Raw genomic sequence first — 15529 nt, forward strand, 5'->3', positions numbered from 1 at the left:
TTAATCCCAGTCGCGGGGATAGGGGACCTTAATGCTAGGCTGATCAACGACGGCCAAATCGAGGTCAGAAACCTGACCTCTGGAACAGAGCTCATCAATCAGGCGGTCTGCGAAAGCCTCCATGCGCTCATAAAGAGCCGTACCAACGAAGCGGTTGCAGGGCATAGAATCACTGAGCGGGATAAACATATGTATTCCTCCTTGTTTTTTTATGTCTGGAATGGGGCGTTTAAAGGCACACCCCTTAGAGCCTATTACTCGTTTGCTTCGGAATCTTGCGCCGCTTCAGCCGCCTGCGTGGCCTCCCACTCCTTGCGCCAACGCTCGGATTCCTCATAGTCATGCTTGCGGCGGATAGTCATAGACGTATCGAGTTTTTCGAGCATTTCCCTCTGGGCATTGCTGGTCTTGACGAGAGCATACAGAGCGGATTCATAGATGTACTGCCCGTTCTCGTCGGTGGCATAACCGCCATTGTCGGTGTGGACGTGGAACTTAACCGGGATAACGTCCGGGAGAGCGCATCCCTGTCTGTATTTAGTGGCTTCGACAAGCAGGGCGTCCGCTTCCGCTTCGTCAAGGTCACAACGCTCGATGACCTGGACGCTCCGGTGAGAATCCTCACACCGAACAGCCGCATTCCAGTCATCATACTGGGCTCCACACTTCTCACAAACATAAATCTGCTTCATGTTGTCCTCCTTTGTTGTATCACAAAATTTATCGGTGTTAAACGTCAATGGACAAGGATATCCATCCAGTTGGGGAGTGCGCACGCAACCACAAAAACCCCGATAAGGACGATGGCTGCATAGATGGTGTCGCGGGTTTTGGCCGCCTGACGACGCTGTTCTCTCGTCTTAGACATAAGATTTTCCTCCTGTTTAATCGAAAAGATTGATAACTGTTTCTGTTTCAACATCTTTTGTCTCATCCAGAAAATCGTCATCGGATTTTTGAATCTGAACAACCTCACCGTTATGCATGGTGACATACACAGAATCGTCGCAATCCACACCGTACTGGTCTTTGTTTACGACAATGGCATATCCGGCGTCTGTCCCAATGACAGCCCAATGATCGGCGGAGCTGTCTATGGCTGCGTCGTACACATATCCTTTTTGGATATGGGGAGCGTTGCAGGCGCAAGCGGAACAAACCACCATCAAAACCGCGAAAAAGCAAATCATTTTCTTCATTGTTTTCACCTCATAGCTATAAAAATAGCCCGCATTAACTGCGGGCTTATGGGCATAAAAATAGCCCGCCTAAACGGCGGGCTTGTGTGTATGAAATTATTCTTTTATCGACAAAAACAAAAAATAGATATATAATTAGGGCGGCTCTGGTAAACAAAAGGAGATTGGTATGGCTGCTTGTTCTTGTTGCGGGTCTGATAAGGAAGTATCTGATATCGAGTTGACGAAAGGGAAATTTTCTCTCTGCGCAACGTGTTATCAGGAACTTGATAAAAAGATCACCAACATTTGCGTTGGGAAAATTATGCAAATGAGGAGAATGGGCTTATCCCAAAAAGAAGCGATTGAAGCTGTTTTTGGCTCCCATGAAGCAGATATAATTCTTGCTACGGATGCAGAATTCAATAAAATGATTTACAGATAAATAACAGTTTGCCAGAGCCACTTATTCTTCCGACCTCTCTACGGGCGTTTTGAGATCGAGTCGGTAGCACTTCCAGAGGGCTTCTAAAATAAGTGCATTGACGCTCATTCTTTGGTATGAAGGTCTAGCCCGTACTGTTTTTCAAGGGCAAGCACAATCATGCGGGAGACAGACAGCTTCCCTTGGGAGTCTCGGATATCACGGATTTCGGCCTCTTGTTTGAGTAATTCCTTTTTCCCTTTGGGAATTTTAAATAGGACTTGGTCATAATTCTCTTTAGTGTAGTTAGACGTGTATGAATTATGATTATGAGCCATAATACGCCCCTCCAATACATAGATATGTATGGATTATAGCGTATCTTGGCCTCAGCTTCAAGGCCTTATGTGTGAACAATCTGGCCTTCACTCCAACCGCCCATAAACTGGGCGGCTGGGTCAGGGTCAGAGCATGGCCTCTGCGGACAAAGGAAGAATAAGGTCAGTTGAGAACTGAAACATCTCCATGGGTTTCCCACACAGTCCGGCTTCCCTCATTGCCTTTTTGATGGCTTTATTCTCGGTTCTGGCCGCAATGACATTCCCCCATAGATTAACGCCATTGTCTGCACGGAAGATTTCTACAAAATACAGCTTGTTATGCCTCACCGTGCGGCTTCCGGCCTTAGAGTGCTCTGCCACAGTAACAGTATACCCGGCTGAGCGCAGATCATCTGCCAGCTTGATGGCAGACTCCATGCTGTGCTTCCACGTGGTCTGGGCAGTTCCAGCCTTGCTGTACACGATCTGATACCGCACCTACAACCACCTCCTTACATAGCTGCGGACAGGGTGGTGTTATCGCAGGGCTTGCCGGGGTTGCCCTGGCAGACGAACAGGTTAGTGCCGGGTACGTTGGTCATGATACCACCGCACTTCTTGCACACCTTGTTCCGGACGTGTGCGGGCTTGGGGGCCTCCACGCCATAGGTCTTGGCCAGTTCGTTCATAGTGACAGTTTTCATAGTAATACCTCCAGATTTGTTATGTAATAAGAAAATCCGCCTCTTGGCGGCTTCACTTAACAGGCAGGGGCGATACCGACAATGCGGTGCCATACCAATCCGGCGTCAAGGAACGCCTTCTTGGCCAGTTCGGTGGAAGTGGTACGGATGGACCAAATAGGAACCGCTCCGCCTACGGTTTCCTCATAGACCACAAGATACTCCCGCTCTACGGGTTCAGGGCGCTGCTGAGGCTTCTTGGCCTTGTGGAAGCGCTTCATAAATCTAAACATAATCTTGCCTCCGTTCTTAAAAATGGGTGCAAAGGGCCCTGGGCATATTTTTGGTTCGCACAATTCGCCGTCTGAGACGTTTCCAGCTCCGCCACGTGGAGGCTTGTGCATGGAGCCATAGCCGCCCTGGTTGGGCGGCTGCGTCGGTTAGGCGACGTTGGTTGCCTTGGTGGAACCATTGGGGCTGAGGATCTGCTCAGCCTCGGCTCGCTCGGGGATCTTGGAGGTCTTTTCCTCCTGGGCGGGAGTCTGGTTGGACTCCTTGGCCTTGTGACACAGGGCCTTGGAGTTGACAGTGTAGGCCTTGCCAGCCATACGGATACGCATAGAGCCGAAGATCTGGTTGAGGACCTTCTTCTCCGCCGCCGTGGTGAACTCCATGAACTTCTCGGTCTGGTGCGCCGCCATGATGGCCCGCACGTCAGCCTTGACCATCTGGAGGGTCATGCCCTCGGGCAGGATGGTGCTCACGATGGCGTTGAGTTGGGTCTGGAGCTTGCCGATGCTGGTGCCGTTGAAGTCGTACTCTTCCACGGCCTGGCCGTTGTACTTGCACACAGTCACCTGGGAGCCTTCCTCAGAAAGAGCGCCGCACAGGTTGGCGTGCAGGTTGTGGGTAAAGCGGGCAATCATGCCCACATAACGCTTGGACTGGGCCAAGGTCTGACCCTTGTGAGCCTTGCCATAGGCGGTCTCCACCTCAGCAAAGGAGACCTGACGGACAGCATCGACCACGGAATACTCGCCGGACTTGCTGTCCTTCTTGACGCGCTTGACGTTGACGAAGGGATCAGCGATGAAGGCACGGAAGAAGTCGGCGGGAGAGGCCTCAGCGGACTTGACGAAGGACTCCACGGCAGCCGCAATGATAGCCTTGTTTTCGGCCTTGATGGACTCATTCAGTTCAGCCAAGAACTTGTCAGCGGTGGCCACGTTGCTCTCGGAGTTCAGGGCCTCAATCATCTCATTGATGGACATGGTGGTAGTGTTGGTGTTCATAGTTATACCCCTTTCAAAAAAATATGTTGATTATGTAATGGGTCTGTGCTACAATGTAAGAAAGCCGGGATTGATGCTATCGCCCCCGGCCTTGTGGCTAGTCTGACTGGGCGTCAATCCAATCCCAAGCGGCGGAATAGGATTCAAACACAATCAGCCGACCACCCACACGGACGCCCCACAGGGCACCCATACGGAAGGGTTCCATAGTTCACCCCCTTCCCAGCTCCACCGCCTTCCTGGTCTGATTTGGGCAGACTGGTAGGGCGGTTTTGCTATGTATTGGCGTGTTTGAACACACCAACCAGCCTATTGTATAGGTTCGTTGCTATGTTCAAACGCTCCCGTCGCGGTCAATCCACCACAGATTACCCCCGGTTGTCTCTGTCCCTCTGTCCCTACCCTCATCTATCCTCCGCTGGTTTGGCGGAGGGGTAGCACACGCCACGCCCTCAGAGCTTGCACTAATGGCCTAACTCCATTAGTGCCCCTTTGGCTTGCAATGGCTGGTTTCCCCGTGCGTCGGCCCCGGTTTCTAGGGGACAGCTGTAAAAACGGCTGAACGGTTGCACCGGTACATACATACCAGTTGATTGCACCGCCTTGCATACACAAGCCGGATACCGTCCGTCATTCCTTTTTCAAGGTGCATACCGCACATTATGTACCAGTGCGTGCCACTGGTGGGCGTGTCATGTCGGAGACTCAGCCCGCCGCCGTTCGTATGTGGGGAACGGTACCACTAGAGGGATTCACCCGGATATACCGCCGGGGCCGGTGTGTCAGCCCGTGCCCTGCTGACGGTGCAATCATAGCATGACGGTTAATCGCTGTCAACAACTATTTTTCAAAAAATCATAAAAAAACCCGCAATCCCTTGCGGCACTAAGAAAAGAAATTTTTCAAAATATCCCGTGACACTGTAAAAATCATGAAGAAAAAGGGAGAAACAAGCAATAAATGGTAGAATATGGTAACACGGCGTTTAATTAAGGTATATATTCCATATAGGCGCGAAAAAGTGGGATACCAGACAAGGGGACACCAGACACCAGACAGGGCGCAGGGGATACGGGCAGCATACCATACTAGAAAACTAGGAATTACCCAGGATGCCATAGCATAGTGAAACGGTAGGGAATAGAGGCCGGGAAAAATGGAACAACAAAACATAATTGGAATAATCAGGGTAATTAGAATAATAATGCAAAACAAATGAATAATATGCATTATAGGGAATAGATGGAAACAAAAGGGTAAAAGTGGAAACGTAAACACAAAAGGGAAGTGTAAGCAAATGTTTAGAATGTAAAGCGTGATACAATGTATTGAGATTGTAATATGATGGATAATTTGGTACTACAGTTGTAGTAGGTTACAGTTGTAACCGGGCGGGGCAATTATCGAAAAACAATAAATTAACGAACAACAGTACAATCACTAAACTGCTAGTAAAGTTATGAATCAGCGCTTCAATTTTCGACTAGTGCCAAACATGAAAATTGAATAAAACAGTGGGGAAGGGGGTATTTTACATACTTTTGATCACTTTTTTCCGAGGAAAACGGGGTAGTACATCTTTTTCACTCACTGTCAAATTTTGAACTTTTCCCTATCAAATATCGAACATTTTTCACGGTAAAAACGCTACATCTCTTCTGGCACAACACTTTCAGCGTTTAACATTTTAAAAACATTTTAAATTGCAAAAAATTGAAACCCTGAATTCCTTCTGCCACAATCGATACACAAAAAAATGTCCGTAAACCTGATGGCTACGGGCAATTTCTTTTTTATGTGATTATCGAAAACAGTAGTTCTGTAAGCGCTACAGGAACCGCCGAGGTTTCGGTGGTTGATCAATATCGAAAAAATAAAAAAATAAAAAATATATTTTTATTTCTACCGGCGACCGGGGCAGTACGTCCGATCGCACCGGGCTGCTGATCTGCGGCTTGGTCAAATTAAACACATAGCGATATAAAAAGTGATATAAATATTGACACACAATGGGGGCGGTGCTATAATTGTAGTATACAAATATTGGATGACTAACATATCTATTGAGTGTGTACGAGCAAAAAAATAATAATTTGCGGCGAAGCCGCATTTCGAGCGAAGCGAGTCAAAATTCCGGACTCAATTGATTTCCGGAAAACTCTTCTGGATCACCGTTCGTCCATAACAAACATTTTCCCTGTACGGGCAAAGCGAAGCGATCCGGCGGCGACTTCAGGAGACGCCGTTTTTATAAAATCGGTGATTTCCGGGGGTGAAAAAGGTCCTTGTTATCCGTTGTTTCGGGACCAGAAAACGAATTCACATAATAAGGTATATATATAATATAAGTAAACCCATTGCGGCACAAGGGATTGAGGGGTGTAAATGTTACGTTTATGGGAAAAAACGTCACGTTCATGGGAATTTTACAGTCCTCGAACGATTCGGATTTTTGTTTGTCAAGTGTTTTTTTAAAAATTCTCAAAAAATTTTTAAACTGGGGGATTGGTATGGGGAACGCAGAGCAGTTTGAAAAGACTGAAGTTTGGAGAGATGTGGTTGATGGGAGCATCGTCTATCAAAAAACCGAGACCGTCGATCAGATACCATACGAGATCCGGCAGAAAATTGATTTCTCGCAGCGCGGCCGTTCTGGGTATAGGCCTGCACCACAGTCAGATGATGAGATAGGAGATGTCATCGCCCCTTCTAAGAGCATTCAGAGTGGCATCAAAAAGAGAGAGTATATGGCGCTTGAGTTTGGCCCATTCTTTTGGGTACGGTTTCAGAAATACTCTTTGTTCATGAAAGATTGTAATCCAGCACTTCTTGCGCGGGCATTTTATGTTGGAGTCCATAATAGCAAATGGGATGTGTTCGACTACAGGAAGATTGGAGTTAAGGGCAGGCCATCAAAAGTAATGGACGCCCTGCAGGAAACTGGCTTGTTTGATGGGCATCCAGATCCGGAGTCTTTTAAGCAGCATGTGATGTGGAGAGGGAAGATCGGAGATGTTTCGAATGGGAGATGCGGCAAACTGTTTGCCAATCAGTATAAGTCCGCCGTAGAGAGTACGCCGCCGAAGAGGCATGTCTATATTGGACGCATTATACAGTTGATTCCCTTTGTGAACTTATACACCAATGTTCTTTGCCCCGGAGACCAGATTGGAATTAAGAATCATGAGGAGTATTTAAGAAAGACGGATATTGCCACTCTGTTTGGAGTTAGTAAAACACACTCTTACGAGCTGGTTGATAAGTTATGTGAGATTAGTTTTACTCGGAACGGGAAGAAAGAGCCGGTTGTTTATCAGACAACGTATGGTGCAAAGAAAGTATTATGCATCAATCCACATTTTTACTACGCGGCTGACATTTTAAAGGGCGATCATATTTTTGTACCTAAAATGCATTAAGGAGAGATAGTATGACTCAGGATCAGATTAGCATGGCTGATAAGCTATATGAAGACGGCCTCAATGATGTAGAGATTGGAAATGCATGTGGAGTTTCTTCGAATACAATTCGGTCTTGGAGGCGCAGGACGGATCGTCCGGCAAACTATTTCGGGAAAGAAAAAAATCTCCCAGGAGAGTGGACGGTATATCTGGCAGCCGATGATACTTTGCTTGCTTTTGGCACCACGAAGGAATGTGCATCGGCGCTCGGTATGTCGTGTGACGCCTTTTACCAGCTGTGCTCCAGGGCACGTAGGGGAGTGGTAAAAAAGTATTCCGTCTATTATCGAACCGCAAAGGAATTGATGGAAGATGGGGATTCCGCTTAAATACCTATATAAAAAACGATACGATAATTACAAACAAGGAGGTGAGCTGATGGTTCTGGCGATTGTGATTGCAATTGTGTATGTGGTAATTGGGCTGTTGGTTGCGAAAGCTGAGTATGAATGCTGTTTGTGTTACAGCATTCCAGAAGTAATTTTAACGGTTATTTGCTGGCCTTTTTTCCTTCTGATCATTCTAATCGCTACAATTATGGCATTTTTTGTCCAATTATATGTGATTTTTGAGGAAAAATGCTACAAAATGAGAGAAAAACGACGAAAAAACAGCAAAAAATAGTGAAAATCAACATTTTTTGAGTAATTTTAACGGAAAGGGGGTGGTATATGATGCGTGCGGACGGGCGACCACCGTTCTCTCCTCCGTGGAATCAAACAGATGAAGAACGAGAAGAAGAGTATCTCCAAGAGATGAAACGATTATCAATACAAGATTTCCTGTTGGCGGAAGAAGAATATGGCGATGGCAATATTGAAATTGCGGACGATGATTATGTGTGGGCTGAAGTAGATTTCTGGAGGTGGACTTAATAGCACTTGATAAGCAAGTCCACTTATATTCTGTCGATACAAAGGCATTTTACACTGATGAAGAGATGGCGCTCAATCGAAAGATAGATGCAATGAGATACGAGAGAAAACAGATCAAAAAGGTTGTTGATATATGGACTGCATTTATTAGCAAAAAAATAACGGAAAAGAAAATGGCGCGGCTTTTAAAGGATGCAAAATATGATGGCGATCCGCTTACGACAGAAATAGTGGATGATTTGAAGCAGCGCTCAAAAGATCTGATTGACCCAATCAATCAAACAAAGAAAGCGCTGTTGGATAAGCTTGAAATGTATCAGGGGATTCGAACATTTCGCCATGAGTTTTTAAGGGACCGAAATGTTATCTCGATCTTTGAATCCGAATTGACCAGGATGGTCGGGATAGAGACCAACACCCTGACAGATGAATTGGTCGTAGTCAAAACGTGCTACTTCAAGGTACTGAAAGACATCGTTCTAAACGGGTTTCATTTAAACGAAAATCGTTATGTGTGCCTGACGGCTTCGGCGGGGCAAATAAGAACGAAACGTTCACTGTTCATCAAAGAAGACACTTATCATAGAATCATGGGCCGCCTGATGTGCGGGCTTACGGTTGAAGATATCAATAACCAAGGCGGGATAAATCCGAATTAACAAAATGGTTCCTTTACACGGTAACGTGTATCGAAAACGTGGTGAACCCAGAAATCTGGGGTGTGAGGCGAAAGCCTTGCTAACAGGAGAAGCTAAGTAAATTCACTATATTTTTAAAAAACAATAGGATTGGAGGTGAGACAATAGGAGCATTGATTGATTTAACTGGGCAAAGATTTGGGAGATTGACAGTATTAGAAAGAGATAAAAGCACAGAAAGCAGCAATAGGACATTATGGAAATGTGTTTGTGATTGCGGCACTATGAAATCTGTATCCTCGCACGCATTAAGATATGGTCTTACTAAATCATGTGGATGCCTCAGCCGTGAAATTGCTTCACGCCAAAAAGATTTATCACATATGATCGGCAAAAGGTTTGGAAATCTCACAATCATAAATAGAGATAAAAATCATATTACTCCGAGCGGCCAAAGCAAAGTCAGATGGGTTTGTTTATGTGATTGCGGGAAAGAAACAACAGTAAATTTTTCAGAGTTAAAAAGTGGACATACAAAATCATGTGGCTGCATGACAAAAAGGCCTAAAGGGTCTGGGCTTATTGATTTGACTGGCCGTCGGTTTGGGAAACTGGTGGTTGTTGAAAGAGCGGAGGATTATGTTTATAGAACTGGTTCTAAAATAACAACACTGCCGAGATGGCTGTGTCGATGTGACTGTGGTAATGACGTGGTTGTGCAAGGCGGAAATTTGAGAAGTGGTGTTACAACAAGTTGTGGATGTCAGAATCGATCTTCCAGAGGGGAACGTTATATTTCAGAGTTTTTGACGGAGCATTGCGTTAAATTTCTTCGAGAATATTCGTTTGATGATTTAAGAAATAGACATGGGAATTTATTGAGATTTGATTTTGCTATACTGGGCGATAATGACGATATTGTTATGTTGGTCGAGTATCAGGGCGCTCAACACTATATTGATTGCGGACTGTTTGGATTGTATCAACGCCAATATAGTGATGCAATGAAGCGAGACTATTGTGAAGCAAAACAAATCATGTTATACGAGATAAGATATGATGACGACTTGAACAGTTCCCTAAATGTTATGCTTGAGGAAATTAATAAACGAAAATAAATAGTGAATTTATATGCCAATCTCTGTGCCAAGCCCGTAAGGGAAGGTGCAACGACTAATTGTAGTCGTCCGGTGAAACTCCGGCGGCGAAGCGCCACGCCCCTTCATTTGGAGGGTGATGATATAGTCTACTCCCCTAATAAATATCGGGAAACCGAGGGTATTTAGGAAATATTTAGCATACCTCGCCTTAAATAATTCTGCCACAGATGTATGGAACGAGTTTAATATCAGAAAAACAATTGTGGTTGATGATATGGAAACTGAAGTCATGAACTTGGTTGACTTTATTGATGATAAGACATATTCCGTAGAACGGAAGACTACCCCTGTTCCGATTACACATACAGATGGATCTGGGATGGTTCGCCTTGATGTTAGCAGGAAAAACTTTATGTTCCGGGCGGCTTGGATCAAAGGATTGCTAAACGCATTTCCTTTTGACAAATTTATCCGGGAGGCAAACAGGAAAGATCCGCTTGTTAATCATGGGATCGTTAAAGATATTTACGGAGTAGAACACGATATCTTAGCGGAAGACATTCAGGTAATCTTGACGAAGAGTCAGTTTAAACTTTGGAAATATTATGAGTCGTGGGAACAATATTGCGACTATTTCGAGCGTTACGGGTGCCAAGCATGCGTATGTAATTTGGAACCAACGCAGTTTGAAAAAGCGAAAATCAACTATCAGATGCTGCAAACTCTAACTGACCTTACCGATGAAGAGCTACTGAACATCAGCAAAGGAACTCGTACTAAGCTAGAGAACCTTGCATCTGATCGAAACACAATGTTGAAGGTATTTGGTGCCACTAAAGAGAATGAGCGCCGGAATGGATTCCAAGAATCGTTGTTGTTATATCCGGAGCTCCTCCAGGATGAATACAGTAAAGAGACGCTTCGTGAGATTAAAAAGAGCATCGAGAAAGAAGCAAAAGCAGGTAAGCTGGATGTGGATGGATGTTACACGTTTATTGTTCCAGATATGTACGCATTTTGCCAATGGTTGTTTTATGGAGACAAAAACCCAAGTGGATTACTAGGAAATGGAGAAGTGTATTGCCCACTGTTTGCTGGAGGGGTAGAGCTGGATTGTCTGCGAAGTCCTCACCTGTATGTGGAACACGCAGTTAGAACCAATATGGTTGGGGCTGATCATGAACTCGGCCGGTGGTTTAAAACCAATGCTATTGTAACAAGTGTCCATGATGTTATAAGTAAGATTTTGCAATTCGATTAGTTCGTCGCGGTCGAACCCATAGGGAAACCATGGGATATAAAACAACGAGAACTCGGACATCCGAGGTGTCGCTCTGACGGTAGGCTCCGCAGGAAATGGCGGATAGCAGGGCGGCTAACAGGGGACGTGAGAGCTATCCTGTGACGAGCCTTGCCAGCAACCTATGGTAAGGAAGTTGCATCGACTATGGAAAGGGGAGCTGTTGTCCGTGCGGGGCAATAGCAAGACTGAGTACAGTAGGCGTGTGGTGAAATTCCTCGCGCCGAAGCACGTTGGGCCTAAACGGGAAACCGCATGGCTATGATATAGTCAGTATCTCTATGTGCGACGGAGACAAGTCCTTGGTGGTTCAAGATCCTGATATTGTGCAGGCAGCGAAGCGTAATACAGAAAAGATTGTCCCTTTGTATTACGAGATGAAGAAAGCTGGCGCACAGCCAATCACCAAAGAAAATATATATGACAGTATGATTCTGGCCTATGTCGGAGGAAATATTGGTCAGATATCAAACGATATTTCGATTATCTGGAACGAAGAAAGTTGCGAAAATAGACTTGACGTAGTGAAACTTCTTTGTATGGAGAATAATTACACTATTGATTTTGCAAAAACTCTTTATAAGCCTGTGCGCCCTGACCAAATACACTCTATGATTCATCGGTACACGAAGAAGAAAGTTCCTCACTTTTTTGTGTATGCAAAAGATAAGACTGAAGCACAGGTAGAGCCAATTAACAGCAGCCCCGTAAATCGACTTGAATATATTATTCCAAAAATAAAGATGGATTTTAAAACGCAATCTCTTGGAAAGTTTGATCCTAAGATGTTAATGCGTGAAAGTATCGTCCCGACGAACGATATTACCCAGAAGATTATAGAGACTTATGGGACGATGTCTAAGTCTGATGCGATGAAGGCTGGGCGTGATGAGCGCGGGGTTCCGAGAAGCTTATATGGATATCAAAAAATTATCGACTCGCTTTTGGAAATTTGCAATGACATTTATTTTGTGACGGATGTTTTAATCAAAGAACTGTTTATCCGGAGAAAGAGCAAACGAAAGAATATCTTTTGGATGTGCTTTGGCGATATTGTTGCTGAGAATATTAAGCGGAACATTGGCAGAAAAACTGGAATGTGCGTAAAGTGCGGAGCTCGTTTTTATCGAGAATCCAATAGACAGGTAATGTGTAAGTCGTGTGCTGCACAAAGCCGGAAGATATCTAATCGAATGGCACAACGCAGAAAAACCGCAAAAAAATCAGCATTTAAGAAAATTCCTGAAACCGTTGTGGCACAGCAGGTGTATGGAAAATAAAGGGATAAATGAAAAAATACAAAACCCGGAAACCGTTGTGGCGCAATAGTTTCCGGGTTTGAGCGATCTCCTATATAAGGGAGAAAAAGGAGCAAAGTACACAAGATGCTTTCTTGAAGTTCCTAGTTTTTGCTTCTCCAAATTGATAATGAGGGATGTGTTGTTCTGATTTATGTCAGAAAAGACGAAGTTGATTATCTTCGTCAGAATGGGCTTGCCCATGAAGTGTTGGCTAAGACATGCCACGGTAAGCATTTTGCTGTTGAATCGCGTGCTGTTCTGAGTGCCTTAAAGAAGTACAACGATAGTCGTGTTCCAAAAAATAATTGATTAGGAGATATGGTCTATTGGATACTTTTGAAATTCAAATTCCTGCTGGTAGCGGCGCAAATAAGCAGTTGCCTGATCCGTATCTGCTGAATTATTACGAGTCAGTGGATAATCGCATTCTGTGGATCGATTCTGCTGTGAGCGAAGACACCATTGAAATTGCAAAGAAGATTGTTCGGTGGAACGCAGAGGATGATGACGCATCTATTCCTATCGAAAATCGGATGCCGATTAAGCTTTATATCGCGTCTGGTGGCGGAGATGCGTATGCTATGCTGGTTGTTCTGGATGCGATCTTGAGTAGTCAGACTCCGGTGTATACCGTCAACATGGGATTAGCAGCGAGCGCAGCGTGCGTGTTGCTGATTGCTGGTCATAAGCGTTTTGCTATGCCTCATTCACACGCACTGTGGCATTCTGGTTCTGGTGGATTGTCTGGCACAATGGAGCAACTGCAGAGTGCGACAAAGCACTTTGATACGATGGATGCCCAGCTCCAAGATCTATTTTTGAGTAAGACTAAGATTGATCTAAAGACCTATAAGAAGCAGAAGGATAAAGATTGGTATTTTACCGCTGACCAAATGCTTGATGGTGGTCTTGTGGATGTTATCGTTTCATCCGTAAACGAAATCCTTTGAGATAGGAGTGCCGCTAGTGGCAACTAAGAAGAAGAGTACAAACTTTGAGGATTATGGCCCCGCTCCTGAGACGTTGCACGGTCATCCCTTCTATGGATTGGATCTTGACCCAGAGCAGAAAGTGCTGGTAGATGCGATCTGGAATCCAGACAACGATATTATTTTTGTCAATGCCGCAGCTGGTACTGGCAAAACCACTATCGCGATGGGTGTAGCTCATCTACTCGTAAAGTATCGTCTGTATGATGGGATTTTGTGCGTGGCAAGCCCATGCGAGGAATCTCGTCAAGGATATTTGCCAGGCGATATCAGCCAGAAAAGCGAGGTATATTTTGAGCCTTTCTACCAAGCGATGCAACGGTGTGATATGAATCCGTTTACTGACATTGATGATGAATCTTTGGTGAATGCAAAGAACGGAACTGGTTTTGTTAAACTCATCACCCATACTTACACTCGTGGATCAAACTTTGATCATCGGGTTGTGATCATCGACGAGATGCAGAATTTTACGTTCCGTGATGCAAAGAAGATTCTTACTCGATGCGCAGATAATTGCAAGGTGATCTGCCTTGGCCATGACGGACAATGTGATCTTCCGGATGAGTCTTTGAGTGGGTTTGTGCCATATCTGAACCATTTTCGAAACAAGGAGCATTGCCAAGTCTGTAATTTGACTATTAACCACAGAGGCTGGATTTCGAGCCATGCTGACGCTCTTATCGAAGGCGCCTTATATCCCCCTGGCCAATTAAAATTTGTTTCGTTGCAACCGCATACCATATAGATGTAAGAAAACCAGAAAAGGATGTATCGTTTGTGGAGAAAGCCTACAAATTTCGCCTGTACCCTAACAAGGCGCAGGAGGAGCTGATACGCAAAACCATCGGTTGCGCCCGCTTCGTCTACAACCAAACCCTGGCTGCCCGCAGAGGTGCCTACGCCGCAGGAAACCAACTCAGCGGTTACGACTGTGTGAAACTGCTGCATGGGATGAAGGGGTCCTACTCCTGGCTTAAAGAGGTAGACTCCACCGCCCTGCAGACCTCAGTGCTACAGATGGATCAGGCCTACAAGAATTTCTTTGCCGGTCGCAAAGGCAAGCGCAAGGTTGGTTTTCCAAAGTTCAAGTCCAAGCATCGTAGCCGCGCCAGCTACACCAGCAAGGTGGTTGGACAAAACATCCAGGCATCTGATAGGGCGATCCGGCTTCCCAAGCTGGGCTGGGTAAAGGCCAAGGTCTCAACCCCTGTACATGGACGGATTCTCCACGCTACCGTCAGCATGAGCCGGAGCGGTAAGTTTTTCGTGAGTCTATGCTGCACGGAAGTAGATATCCCACAGTATTCCAGCACCGGTGCCGTCGCCGGCATTGATGTGGGCCTCAAAAACCTGGTGATCACCAGCGACGGCCAGAAATTCAGCAACCTCAAGCACCTGCAGCAGGCAGAGCAGCGGCTCATCAAGCTCCAGCGGCGGCTGTCCCGAAAGCCAAAGGGCAGCCGCAACCGGGAGAAGGCCCGCCTCCGCTTGGCCAAGCAGCATGAGTACATCGCCAACTGCCGGCAGGACTACCTGCATAAGCTGACCACTCAGTTGGTCAGGGCCTATGGCATTATCTGCGTGGAAAGCCTCAATGTAAAAGGCATGATGGCCAACCATAAACTGGCCAAGGCGATTGCCGACGCCTCTTGGGGAGAGTTGGTCAGGCAGCTGAAATACAAGACTGCCTGGCAGCATAAGCAGCTGGTTGAGGTGGGCACTTTCTACCCCAGCAGCCAGCTGTGCAACCACTGCGGCTATCAGAATGCAGAGACCAAGGACTTGGCGCTCCGGGAGTGGACATGCCCAAAGTGCGGCCACCGGCATGACCGGGATGTCAACGCCGCCCAGAACATCCTGCATGAAGGACTGAGGCTGCTGGCCAGTGCTTAAATAATAATTTTCCAACGGTACGGTGGGACACACCGGAACCTACCAAAACGCTTGGGGAGATCGTGTAAGACC

At 45.8% G+C, this 15529-nt stretch carries 21 protein-coding genes; 12 read left to right on the top strand and 9 right to left on the bottom strand.

Translation table 11 applies throughout. From position 1 onward, the window contains the following. The 4 genes from B5G34_RS00540 to B5G34_RS00550 form a co-directional block, all read right to left on the bottom strand. Positions 1-189, bottom strand: coding sequence for a hypothetical protein (locus B5G34_RS00540; RefSeq protein WP_087333510.1), 189 nt, complete (start codon positions 187-189; stop codon positions 1-3). Positions 190-254: 65 nt separating this feature from the next. After that, the gene (locus B5G34_RS00545; protein WP_087333511.1) at positions 255-692 is read right to left on the bottom strand and encodes a hypothetical protein; all 438 of its coding nucleotides are present in this window, start codon (positions 690-692) and stop codon (positions 255-257) included. A 44-nt stretch (positions 693-736) separates the two neighbouring features. Then, positions 737-868 carry a hypothetical protein gene (locus B5G34_RS19340; protein ID WP_275532282.1) on the bottom strand — a complete coding sequence of 44 codons (132 nt, stop codon included), beginning with the start codon at positions 866-868 and terminating at the stop codon, positions 737-739. Between the two features lie 16 nt (positions 869-884). Then, on the bottom strand, positions 885-1199 hold the full coding sequence (locus B5G34_RS00550) for a hypothetical protein (RefSeq protein WP_087333512.1): 315 nt from the start codon (positions 1197-1199) through the stop codon (positions 885-887). A gap of 169 nt (positions 1200-1368) precedes the next feature. On the opposite strand from B5G34_RS00550, the gene B5G34_RS00555 reads away from it, so the two are divergent. After that, positions 1369-1623: a hypothetical protein gene (locus B5G34_RS00555; RefSeq protein ID WP_087333513.1), complete on the top strand. Its 255-nt coding sequence runs from the start codon at positions 1369-1371 to the stop codon at positions 1621-1623. Positions 1624-1727: 104 nt separating this feature from the next. On the opposite strand, the gene B5G34_RS00560 is transcribed toward B5G34_RS00555, so the two are convergent. From B5G34_RS00560 to B5G34_RS00580, 5 genes are all read right to left on the bottom strand, one after another. Continuing rightward, positions 1728-1940, bottom strand: a complete 213-nt coding sequence (locus B5G34_RS00560) for a hypothetical protein (RefSeq protein WP_087333514.1) — start codon at positions 1938-1940, stop codon at positions 1728-1730. Positions 1941-2066: 126 nt separating this feature from the next. Further along, positions 2067-2420 (bottom strand): hypothetical protein, encoded by a 354-nt coding sequence (locus tag B5G34_RS00565; RefSeq protein ID WP_087333515.1) that lies wholly within the window; start codon positions 2418-2420, stop codon positions 2067-2069. Between the two features lie 14 nt (positions 2421-2434). Then, on the bottom strand, positions 2435-2626 hold the full coding sequence (locus tag B5G34_RS00570; protein ID WP_087333516.1) for a hypothetical protein: 192 nt from the start codon (positions 2624-2626) through the stop codon (positions 2435-2437). A 56-nt stretch (positions 2627-2682) separates the two neighbouring features. Further along, complete coding sequence (locus tag B5G34_RS00575) at positions 2683-2898, bottom strand: hypothetical protein (RefSeq protein WP_087333517.1); 216 nt, start codon at positions 2896-2898, stop codon at positions 2683-2685. Between the two features lie 147 nt (positions 2899-3045). Further along, positions 3046-3897 (bottom strand): hypothetical protein, encoded by an 852-nt coding sequence (locus B5G34_RS00580; RefSeq protein ID WP_087333518.1) that lies wholly within the window; start codon positions 3895-3897, stop codon positions 3046-3048. Positions 3898-6293: 2396 nt separating this feature from the next. On the opposite strand from B5G34_RS00580, the gene B5G34_RS00585 reads away from it, so the two are divergent. The 11 genes from B5G34_RS00585 (at position 6294) to tnpB (ending at position 15457) form a co-directional block, all read left to right on the top strand. Continuing rightward, the gene (locus B5G34_RS00585) at positions 6294-7316 is read left to right on the top strand and encodes a hypothetical protein (protein ID WP_140397148.1); all 1023 of its coding nucleotides are present in this window, start codon (positions 6294-6296) and stop codon (positions 7314-7316) included. A gap of 11 nt (positions 7317-7327) precedes the next feature. Next, the gene (locus B5G34_RS00590; protein ID WP_087333520.1) at positions 7328-7687 is read left to right on the top strand and encodes a hypothetical protein; all 360 of its coding nucleotides are present in this window, start codon (positions 7328-7330) and stop codon (positions 7685-7687) included. A 49-nt stretch (positions 7688-7736) separates the two neighbouring features. Beyond that, positions 7737-7982, top strand: coding sequence for a hypothetical protein (locus B5G34_RS00595; RefSeq protein ID WP_087333521.1), 246 nt, complete (start codon positions 7737-7739; stop codon positions 7980-7982). 47 nt (positions 7983-8029) lie between these two features. Continuing rightward, entirely contained in the window at positions 8030-8233 is a 204-nt protein-coding gene (locus B5G34_RS00600) for a hypothetical protein (RefSeq protein WP_087333522.1), read from the top strand. Continuing rightward, positions 8224-8892, top strand: a complete 669-nt coding sequence (locus tag B5G34_RS00605; protein WP_087333523.1) for a hypothetical protein — start codon at positions 8224-8226, stop codon at positions 8890-8892. The genes B5G34_RS00600 and B5G34_RS00605 overlap by 10 nt, the downstream gene beginning before the upstream one ends. Positions 8893-9044: 152 nt before the next feature. Beyond that, positions 9045-9989, top strand: a complete 945-nt coding sequence (locus B5G34_RS18245; RefSeq protein ID WP_162609384.1) for a hypothetical protein — start codon at positions 9045-9047, stop codon at positions 9987-9989. Positions 9990-10245: 256 nt separating this feature from the next. Further along, the gene (locus B5G34_RS00615; RefSeq protein WP_162609385.1) at positions 10246-11232 is read left to right on the top strand and encodes a hypothetical protein; all 987 of its coding nucleotides are present in this window, start codon (positions 10246-10248) and stop codon (positions 11230-11232) included. 341 nt (positions 11233-11573) lie between these two features. Further along, on the top strand, positions 11574-12551 hold the full coding sequence (locus B5G34_RS00620; RefSeq protein ID WP_087333526.1) for a hypothetical protein: 978 nt from the start codon (positions 11574-11576) through the stop codon (positions 12549-12551). 347 nt (positions 12552-12898) lie between these two features. Next, positions 12899-13522 (top strand): ATP-dependent Clp protease proteolytic subunit, encoded by a 624-nt coding sequence (locus B5G34_RS00625; protein ID WP_087333527.1) that lies wholly within the window; start codon positions 12899-12901, stop codon positions 13520-13522. A 16-nt stretch (positions 13523-13538) separates the two neighbouring features. After that, entirely contained in the window at positions 13539-14309 is a 771-nt protein-coding gene (locus B5G34_RS00630) for a PhoH family protein (RefSeq protein WP_162609386.1), read from the top strand. Between the two features lie 32 nt (positions 14310-14341). Next, the gene (gene tnpB / locus B5G34_RS00635) at positions 14342-15457 is read left to right on the top strand and encodes an IS200/IS605 family element RNA-guided endonuclease TnpB (protein ID WP_087333529.1); all 1116 of its coding nucleotides are present in this window, start codon (positions 14342-14344) and stop codon (positions 15455-15457) included. The last annotated feature ends 72 nt before the right edge of the window (positions 15458-15529 follow it).

Origin of the sequence: Flavonifractor sp. An82 (assembly GCF_002159265.1) — a bacterium.
Classification (GTDB): domain Bacteria; phylum Bacillota; class Clostridia; order Oscillospirales; family Oscillospiraceae; genus Flavonifractor.